The organism is Oceanivirga salmonicida (assembly GCF_001517915.1).
Lineage (GTDB): Bacteria > Fusobacteriota > Fusobacteriia > Fusobacteriales > Leptotrichiaceae > Oceanivirga > Oceanivirga salmonicida.
The window spans coordinates 1-8,040 of sequence record NZ_LOQI01000069.1 but is presented as its reverse complement, the minus strand read 5'-3'; the positions used below and the strand labels follow the sequence as shown (position 1 = coordinate 8,040).

Sequence of the window (8,040 nt, the reverse complement as noted above, 5' to 3'; positions counted from 1 at the left end):
TAAATGAGTTGAAAAATAACTTGATAAAAAATGAACATGATATAGAATCATTGAAAAAATTAGCAGAAATTTATCACGCATATAAAAGAAATGATGAAGCAATAGAAATATATAAAAAGTTATCAGAAATTAAAATAGATGATAATGAAATTTTGGCATTTTTGGGTTATCTATATTATGAAAATAATAGTTTAGAATTGGCTAAAAAATATTTATTAAAATCTTTGGACTTATGTAGCAAAGAACCTTTTGTAATATTTTTATTAGGTAATATAGCGTCTCGTGAAGGAAAAATAATAGATGCAATAAACTATTATGAAAAAGCTATATTTTTAGATTTTGATATATTGACTGCATATATAGATTTTGGTAGAAAGTATGAACATATGGGAAGACATAAAAAAGCATATCAAGAATATATTTCAGCATATAAGTTAGATCCAAGTGATGAAGGATTAAAAGAAAAAATAGAGTATTTAAAAAATAAAATATAGATAAGAAGGTATTAACCTTCTTGTTTTTATAGGAGGAACTTAATGAAATTATACACAGTAACATATTTAGAAAAAGATGATAAAATTTTAATGTTGTATAGAAATAAAAAAGAAAATGATATTAATAAAGGCAAATGGATTGGTGTAGGTGGTCATATTGAAGAATTTGAGAGTCCTTACGAATCTGCTATAAGAGAGATAAAAGAAGAAACTGGCTTTATTGCAAATAGTCTTGATTATAGGGGATTAATTACTTTTAAATCTGATGATAATGATGTAGAATATATTTTTGTATTTAGTACTGAAGATTTCTCTGGCGAAATGATAGAATGCGATGAAGGAGATTTACACTGGATTGATAGAAATAAAATCTTTGAACTTAATATATGGGAAGGCGATAAAGATTTTTTAGATAAGATAATAAATAAAGATAAAAATGTATTTATGGTAAAAAGTACATATGTTAATAATAAATTAGTGAAAAGGGATTTTGAGATATGAAAATAGGAGTTTTAGCATTGCAAGGGGCCTTTATAGAGCATGAAAAAATATTAAAAAAATTAAATATAGATTGTTTTGAAATAAGAAATAAAGAAGATGCATTAAGTGAATATGATGGGTTGATAATACCTGGTGGAGAGAGTACAGTTATATCAAAATTATTAAAAGAATTAGAAATGTTTGATATAATAAAAGAAAAGATAAAAAAAGGTATGCCTTGTTTTGGAACTTGTGCAGGACTTATACTATTGTCTAATATGCATTTAGGTTTAATCAATGTAGAAGTTAAGCGTAATGCATATGGAAGACAGTTAGGGAGTTTTATAACAAAAGATAAATTTAATGATATAGATATACCTATGGTATTTATTAGAGCACCATATATTGAAAAAATAACAAATGATGTTAAAATATTATCAGTAGTAGATAATAATATTGTAGCAGCAAGACAAAATAATATATTAGTAACAGCATATCATCCAGAACTTACAGATGATTTTACTGTACATAAATATTTTATAGATATTATAAATGAAAAGAGGTAGTTATGTTAGTGGTAGTATTGAAAACAAATAAAGGAGATATTAATTTAGAATTGTTTGAAGATAAAACTCCAAAAACGGTTAAAAATTTTGTTGACTTAATTGAAAAAAATTTTTATGATGGTGTAAGTTTTCACAGGGTAATAAATGATTTTATGATACAAGGTGGAGATCCAACAGGAACAGGCATGGGTGGACCTGGTTATGAATTTGAAGATGAATTTGTAGAAGGGTTAGTATTTGATGAAGCAGGATTACTTGCTATGGCTAATGCTGGACCTAATACTAATGGTTCACAATTTTTCATAACTCATACTAAGACTCCATGGCTTAATTACCATCATACTATATTTGGTAAAGTTTTGAGCGATAAAGACCAAAAGGTCGTAAATAGTATAATCCAAGGAGATATAATAGAAAAAGCAATTATAAAAAAGGTAGACTAATATGTTAGAAATATTAAAAAAACTAGACGAAAATGATAGTATAGATTTAAATAAGGAAATAAGAGATTTAGATATTGACAATAATACAAGTTTATTAATTTCTACATATATTATAGAAAACAATAAATCAATAATTAGAGAATCATATGAAGTTACTAGTCAAAATACTAAAATTAGTGATACTGTATTAGAGTTATTAGAACACATAAGAAATAAGGGCTTTATAGATGGTATAGAGGACAAAAAATTAATAACGCTAATGAATAGGGCCATATCTAAGTCAATAGAAAATTTGAAATATAATTATTCACTATTTGAACTAATTGATGAAACATATATATTTACACTAGAATTTTATAATTTATATTACAACAATATAAATAGTGAAAAAGTATTAGATATATTTGATGTGTATATTACTATACTTCAAATTCAAACACAAAATAAGCAAATAAAAGAAGAACATTTTGAAAAAATGGGTCTAATATTATACGCTATTATTCAAAAAGAACTATTGAAAGAAAAATCATTAAATAGTATACTAAAAGAAAAGAACATTACAGATGAGTATTATGAATATTTACATAGCTATTACGAAAATTTTAATTTAGATTTAGAAAGTGATTATGAAAGTTATGCCAAAGAATTAGAATTAGAAACTAATTATGCTTATTCAGCATATTTATTTAATTATTTTGAAACTACTTTATTAATAGATTATTTAGAATTAAATTCTAATAAATTTGATGATACAAAAAATAAAAAAGAACTTAATAAAGTATTAGCAAAAATATCAGAGTTTGAATATTAGGAGATAAACTATGAAATTAAATAAGATTATTAAAATGTTTGAATCAAAATATCCTAAAAATTTAGCATGTGAGTGGGACAATGTAGGATTATTAATTGGTGATAGTGAAAATGAGATAAAAAAAGTTTTGTGTGCATTAGACGTTAGCTCTAAGGTAATAGACTATGCTGTTGAAAATAATTTTGATATGATAATGGCACATCACCCATTAATTTTTAAACCTATTAAAAATATTTTGATAGATAATCCTATGGGGTATAGAATAATTAAAGCTATAAAAAATGATGTTGCTATATATGCAGCACATACAAATTTAGATTCTGGTATAAATGGTTTAAATGATTATGTCTTATCTTTATTAAATTTAAAATTTGAGTATATATATGAAGAAGAAAGTTATAATAAACCAATAAGATTTATTGAATTGGAGCATCAAACTGATATATATGAAATAGTTACTGCAGTAAAAAATGCATTAAATGTTGAGAATATAAAATTAATTTTTGATGATTACTATAATTCTAAATATATAAAAAAAATAGCAATAGTTACTGGTTCAGGAGCAGATTTTATACCAGATGTAATTTCAAAAGTAGATTTAATGTTAACTGCTGATGTAAAGCATCATGAGGCATTAGATGCATTAGAAGAAGGCTTGTGCATAATAGATTTTGGACATCATGAAAGTGAAAGTCCTAGTATAGATATTATAGCAGATTTTCTTGAAGAAAATACTGATGTGATGGTAGAGAGATATTATATGCCATCTGTTATTAAAATAAAATAAGGAGGAAATTTAAAATGATTAAATTGACAGAAGAAATGAAAGAAATGTTAGGTAAAGAATTACCAATAATAGGTACTATAAATTTAGATGGGACACCAAATATAGGACCTAAAAGATCATGTAGAGTATATGATGATGAAACAATAGTATTTAATGAAAATACTGCTGGTAGAACTATGAAAAATATTCAAGAAAATGGTTATATGGTAGTAATAGTAGTTGATAGACCAGAATTAATGGGATATAGATTTGTAGGAACTGCAAAAATATATACTGACGGTAAATATTATGAAGAAGCAGTAAAATGGGCTGAAGGTAAAATGGGTGCTCCAAAAGCAGTTACTGTTATGAAAATTGCAAGAATAGACACACTAAAATCAGGGCCTGATGCAGGAAAGGTATTACAAGGTTAATTAGGGAGGCGAAAATGTATAAAGCCGTTGTAACAGACCTTGATGGCACATTATTAAATAAAGAACATGAGATAAGTGAGTTTACAATAAAAACTATGCAAAAATTTATAGACAAAGGTTATAAATTATACATTGCAACTGGTAGAATTGAGACAGGAGCTAAGCTAATTTCAGAGAAAATAAATAGAAAAGTTCCACTTATAACAACAAATGGAGCAAGAGTATTAGATGAAGAATCTAATGAATTATTTTCAGCATATTTAGATGATTTTGTAAGGGATACATTAGTTAATATTGATTTAAAAAAATACGGTAATGAAATATTTCTTAATGGTTATTCTGGTAAAAATTGGTATGTAGTTTCAGAAGAACATTTAGAATATTATTTTAAGCGTAGAAAAGATAAAACATATAAACCATATATCATAACAACAGATGAATTTAAAAATAAAAAATATAATAAAATATACTTTATTGGAAAATATGAAAAATTATTAGAAATTAGAGAATATTTAAGAGAAAAAATCTCAGAATATGCTAATATAGATTTCGTAAGCAAAAATAGTTTAGAAATATATGATAAATCTGCAAATAAGGCTAATGCTGCAAAACTATTATTAGAACGTGATGGCATAAAGAATGAAGAAGTAATTTCTTTTGGAGATGGTCTTAACGATTTTAAAATGTTAAGCTTTTTTGATAATAGTTATATAATGAATAATTCATTACAAGAATTAAAAGAATTACTGCCGCATAAAGAAGTATTAGCAGACAGCGATACTGATTCAGTAGCAAAAAAAATTATAGAAATATTTGACTTATAAAACTAATAAATTTGTGCATTATGCAAAAGACAAAACATAGATATTTCAAAATATGTTTTGTTTTTTTATATAATTTAAAAATTAAATTAAATTATTTTTAAAGCTTTATTTTTGGTTTACAAGAATTACTAAATATGGTATGATTTATTACAATAAAAGTAATTTTAAATCTTATAAATAAAGGGGAAAAATATGAAACAAGCATTAATAGTTGATGATAGTAGTTATTTTAGACAAAGTATTAAAAATATTTTAGAAGATTATAACTTTGAAATTATAGAAGCTAAAAATGGTATGGAAGCCATTGATATGTATAAAAAATACAAACCTACTTTGGTTACTATGGACATAAATATGCCATTAGTTGATGGTTTTGAAGCGACAAAAAGAATAGTTGAATATGATGAAAATGCTAAAATTTTAATATGTAGTTCTATGATGTTTTTACAAATTTATATAGCTGAGGGAATAGAAGCAGGAGCTAAGGCGTGTATTTGTAAACCTTTTACAGTTGATGAGTTAATTAATGCAGTTAATGAAGTTTTGATAGGGGAGTAGTATGAAAATATTTTCACAGTTAATATACTTTTTGTTTTTTTCTTTACTAGGTGATAGTATTTCAAAAGGTCTTAATTTACCTATACCAGGTAGTGTTATAGGAATGATACTTTTATTTTTAGCATTACAATTAAGGTTTATTAAATTAGAAAAAATAGAATTAGTAGGGAATTTTTTTATAAATAATTTGCCTATTTTATTTGTAGCAGCAGGGGTAGGTATAATGACAAAATTTGAATTAATAAAACCAATATGGTTAACATTTTTTACTATAGCAATACTAACGACTTCTATTTCAATAGTAGTTATTGCAAAAATAGTAAAATTTGTAAAAGATAAATTTGAAGGTGATATCAATGAATAATGTAGTTATGAATCCATTTTTTGGTATACTTCTTACACTTTTTATATTTAAATTATCAACTAAGATAGTAAAAAGAACAAATATTTCTTTAATTAATCCCTTATTATTAACGATAATTATTATAATACTGATATTAAAAGTATTAAAAATAGATTATAATTCATATAGTATGGGTGGAGATATTTTAACATCACTTATAGGACCAGCGACAGTAGCACTTGCTATACCACTTTACAAGAATTTTCATTTATTAAAAAAACACTATATTTCAATATTAACTGGTATAATAGTAGGTAATAGTTTAAATATAGTATTAATAATTTTATTTACTAAATTATTTGATTATGATAAAAAAATAATAATTTCATTTTTACCAAAATCAATAACAACTGCCATTGCTGTTGGAGTTAGTGAAAGTTTAAATGGAATAATTCCAATAACTGTAGTATTAGTAATAATTACAGGAATTAGTGGTTCAGTTATAGCACCAACTTTATTTAAAATATTTAAAATAGAAGATGATATAGCGATGGGAGTTAGTTTAGGAGCTTCATCACATGCAATAGGAACTTCTAGAGCCATAGAAATTAGTCATACAGCAGGTGCAATGGGAGGCTTATCAATTGTTTTAACTGGTATAGTAGTAATTATTATAGCACCATTAGCATTATTGTTTATATAATATTTAAAGGAATTTAATGAGAAAAAAAGTAATAGTAGGAATGAGTGGTGGTATTGACAGTTCAGTTGCTGCACTTCTTTTGAAAAATGAAGGTTATGAAGTAGTAGGTGTTAGTATAAAACATTTATCTGATGAACTCAGTAATTCAAAAAATAAGACATGTTGTTCATTAGATGATATAAATGATGCGAAAATTGTTTCATACAATTTAGGTATACCACATTATGTAATAAATACTGAAAAAGAGTTTATGAAAGAAGTAATAAAAGAATTTTTAAAAGAATATAAAAGTGGAGTAACACCAAATCCTTGTGTAATATGTAATGAAAAAGTAAAAATTAAAACTTTAATAGATATGGCAAAAAATCTTGGTTTTGATTATGTAGCAACAGGTCATTATGCAAGAAAAAGTTCTAATGGCTATTTAATTTATACAAATAATAGTAAAGACCAAACATATATGCTTTATAGATTAAGTAAAGATACACTTGATATGATGCTTTTTCCATTAGCAGATATGCCAAAAGAAAATGTTAGACAAATTGCAAAAGAAAATGGCATAATAACACATGATAAAAAAGATAGTCAGGGAATATGTTTTGCACCTGATGGTTACGAAAAATATTTGGTTGAAAATTTAGATTTACAAGAAGGAAATTTTGTTGATGAAAATGGAAATATATTAGGGAAACATAAAGGTTATGCATTGTATACCATAGGACAAAGAAGAGGTCTTGATTTAAAATTGCCATATCCAGTGTTTATAACTAAAATATTAGTTGATAAAAATGAGATAATTTTAGGAAAATATGAAGATTTAATGGAAGATGAAGTGGAATTTGAAAACTATATTTTTCATAAAAATATTGATGAACTTATAGGGAAAGAAATGTTTGCTAGACCAAGGTCATCTTCAAAGGGTTTATATGGTAAATTAATTATAAAAAATAATAATATATATTTTAAATATAATAATAAAAATGCTCAAAATGCTAGTGGTCAACATATAGTGTTTTATTATAACGAAGAATTAATAGGAGGAGGCAAAATAAAATGAAAATTTTAAGATTATTAGGGAGATTTATAAAGTTTAATTTAAAAATATTGTATACAATGATATTTGTATTCTTTATTATAATAATGTTCTTTAGTGCATTATTGACATCACCAGAAATTAATATTATTACTAATTATGATACAGTAGTTTTTAGAATGAAAAATATAAGTGACAATAAATATAAAGATAATATACTTTTTGAAAATAAGGGGACATCATTTTTAGATGTCATATTAAAATTAGAAAATATAAGACAAGATGACAAAATTAAAAATATAGTACTTGATTTAGATAAAATAAAAGTTACTGATACACAAGTAGATGAATTATTAGAAGTATTAGAAAAATATAAAATATCTGATAAAAAAATATTAGCATATGGTACTAGTATTAATAATACAAATTATAAGTTAGCAGTTATTGCTGATAAAATAGGAATGCCTGATAGTGTTAGTACAGATTTTGAACTTAAAGGTTATAGTTATAATAAAATGTACTTTAAAAATCTTATAGAAACATTTGGAATTGAAGTAGAAGCAATTCATACAGGAGATTATAAAA

13 protein-coding genes are annotated in these 8,040 nt (G+C 24.6%); all 13 read left to right on the top strand.

Going from position 1 to position 8,040, the window contains the following annotated elements:
* Positions 1-494, top strand: a 494-nt coding sequence (locus tag AWT72_RS07380; RefSeq protein ID WP_156413104.1) for a tetratricopeptide repeat protein, incomplete at its 5' end; no start/stop codon positions are given.
* Positions 495-536: 42 nt separating this feature from the next.
* Positions 537-995, top strand: a complete 459-nt coding sequence (locus AWT72_RS07375; RefSeq protein ID WP_067143095.1) for an NUDIX hydrolase — start codon at positions 537-539, stop codon at positions 993-995.
* The gene (gene pdxT / locus AWT72_RS07370; RefSeq protein WP_067143092.1) at positions 992-1,540 is read left to right on the top strand and encodes a pyridoxal 5'-phosphate synthase glutaminase subunit PdxT; all 549 of its coding nucleotides are present in this window, start codon (positions 992-994) and stop codon (positions 1,538-1,540) included. The genes AWT72_RS07375 and pdxT overlap by 4 nt, the downstream gene beginning before the upstream one ends.
* A 2-nt stretch (positions 1,541-1,542) precedes the next feature.
* A complete protein-coding gene (locus AWT72_RS07365; RefSeq protein ID WP_067143089.1) occupies positions 1,543-1,983 on the top strand; it encodes a peptidylprolyl isomerase in 441 nt (146 codons plus the stop codon).
* A gap of 1 nt (position 1,984) precedes the next feature.
* A complete protein-coding gene (locus AWT72_RS07360) occupies positions 1,985-2,794 on the top strand; it encodes a hypothetical protein (protein ID WP_067143086.1) in 810 nt (269 codons plus the stop codon).
* Between the two features lie 10 nt (positions 2,795-2,804).
* A complete protein-coding gene (locus tag AWT72_RS07355; RefSeq protein WP_067143083.1) occupies positions 2,805-3,581 on the top strand; it encodes a Nif3-like dinuclear metal center hexameric protein in 777 nt (258 codons plus the stop codon).
* A 14-nt stretch (positions 3,582-3,595) separates the two neighbouring features.
* Positions 3,596-3,994, top strand: coding sequence for a pyridoxamine 5'-phosphate oxidase family protein (locus AWT72_RS07350; RefSeq protein WP_067143080.1), 399 nt, complete (start codon positions 3,596-3,598; stop codon positions 3,992-3,994).
* Positions 3,995-4,008: 14 nt separating this feature from the next.
* Positions 4,009-4,818, top strand: a complete 810-nt coding sequence (locus AWT72_RS07345) for a Cof-type HAD-IIB family hydrolase (protein WP_067143077.1) — start codon at positions 4,009-4,011, stop codon at positions 4,816-4,818.
* Positions 4,819-5,010: 192 nt separating this feature from the next.
* Positions 5,011-5,376: a response regulator gene (locus AWT72_RS07340; RefSeq protein WP_067143074.1), complete on the top strand. Its 366-nt coding sequence runs from the start codon at positions 5,011-5,013 to the stop codon at positions 5,374-5,376.
* A gap of 1 nt (position 5,377) precedes the next feature.
* Positions 5,378-5,740 (top strand): CidA/LrgA family protein, encoded by a 363-nt coding sequence (locus AWT72_RS07335; protein ID WP_067143072.1) that lies wholly within the window; start codon positions 5,378-5,380, stop codon positions 5,738-5,740.
* The gene (locus AWT72_RS07330) at positions 5,733-6,422 is read left to right on the top strand and encodes an LrgB family protein (RefSeq protein ID WP_067143068.1); all 690 of its coding nucleotides are present in this window, start codon (positions 5,733-5,735) and stop codon (positions 6,420-6,422) included. Before AWT72_RS07335 ends, AWT72_RS07330 begins: the two co-directional genes overlap by 8 nt.
* 16 nt (positions 6,423-6,438) lie before the next feature.
* Positions 6,439-7,479 (top strand): tRNA 2-thiouridine(34) synthase MnmA, encoded by a 1,041-nt coding sequence (gene mnmA, locus AWT72_RS07325; protein WP_067143065.1) that lies wholly within the window; start codon positions 6,439-6,441, stop codon positions 7,477-7,479.
* On the top strand, positions 7,476-8,040 hold a 565-nt coding region (locus AWT72_RS07320), incomplete at its 3' end, for a S49 family peptidase (RefSeq protein ID WP_197407633.1). The genes mnmA and AWT72_RS07320, both read left to right, overlap by 4 nt.

Excerpts from the sequence above, each read along its gene's own strand:
- AWT72_RS07375 (WP_067143095.1), top strand. The coding sequence starts at position 537 with ATGAAATTATACACAGTAACATATTTAGAAAAAGATGATAAAATTTTA.
- pdxT (WP_067143092.1), top strand. The coding sequence starts at position 992 with ATGAAAATAGGAGTTTTAGCATTGCAAGGGGCCTTTATAGAGCATGAA.
- AWT72_RS07365 (WP_067143089.1), top strand. The coding sequence starts at position 1,543 with ATGTTAGTGGTAGTATTGAAAACAAATAAAGGAGATATTAATTTAGAA.
- AWT72_RS07360 (WP_067143086.1), top strand. The coding sequence starts at position 1,985 with ATGTTAGAAATATTAAAAAAACTAGACGAAAATGATAGTATAGATTTA.
- AWT72_RS07355 (WP_067143083.1), top strand. The coding sequence starts at position 2,805 with ATGAAATTAAATAAGATTATTAAAATGTTTGAATCAAAATATCCTAAA.
- AWT72_RS07350 (WP_067143080.1), top strand. The coding sequence starts at position 3,596 with ATGATTAAATTGACAGAAGAAATGAAAGAAATGTTAGGTAAAGAATTA.
- AWT72_RS07345 (WP_067143077.1), top strand. The coding sequence starts at position 4,009 with ATGTATAAAGCCGTTGTAACAGACCTTGATGGCACATTATTAAATAAA.
- AWT72_RS07340 (WP_067143074.1), top strand. The coding sequence starts at position 5,011 with ATGAAACAAGCATTAATAGTTGATGATAGTAGTTATTTTAGACAAAGT.
- AWT72_RS07335 (WP_067143072.1), top strand. The coding sequence starts at position 5,378 with ATGAAAATATTTTCACAGTTAATATACTTTTTGTTTTTTTCTTTACTA.
- AWT72_RS07330 (WP_067143068.1), top strand. The coding sequence starts at position 5,733 with ATGAATAATGTAGTTATGAATCCATTTTTTGGTATACTTCTTACACTT.
- mnmA (WP_067143065.1), top strand. The coding sequence starts at position 6,439 with ATGAGAAAAAAAGTAATAGTAGGAATGAGTGGTGGTATTGACAGTTCA.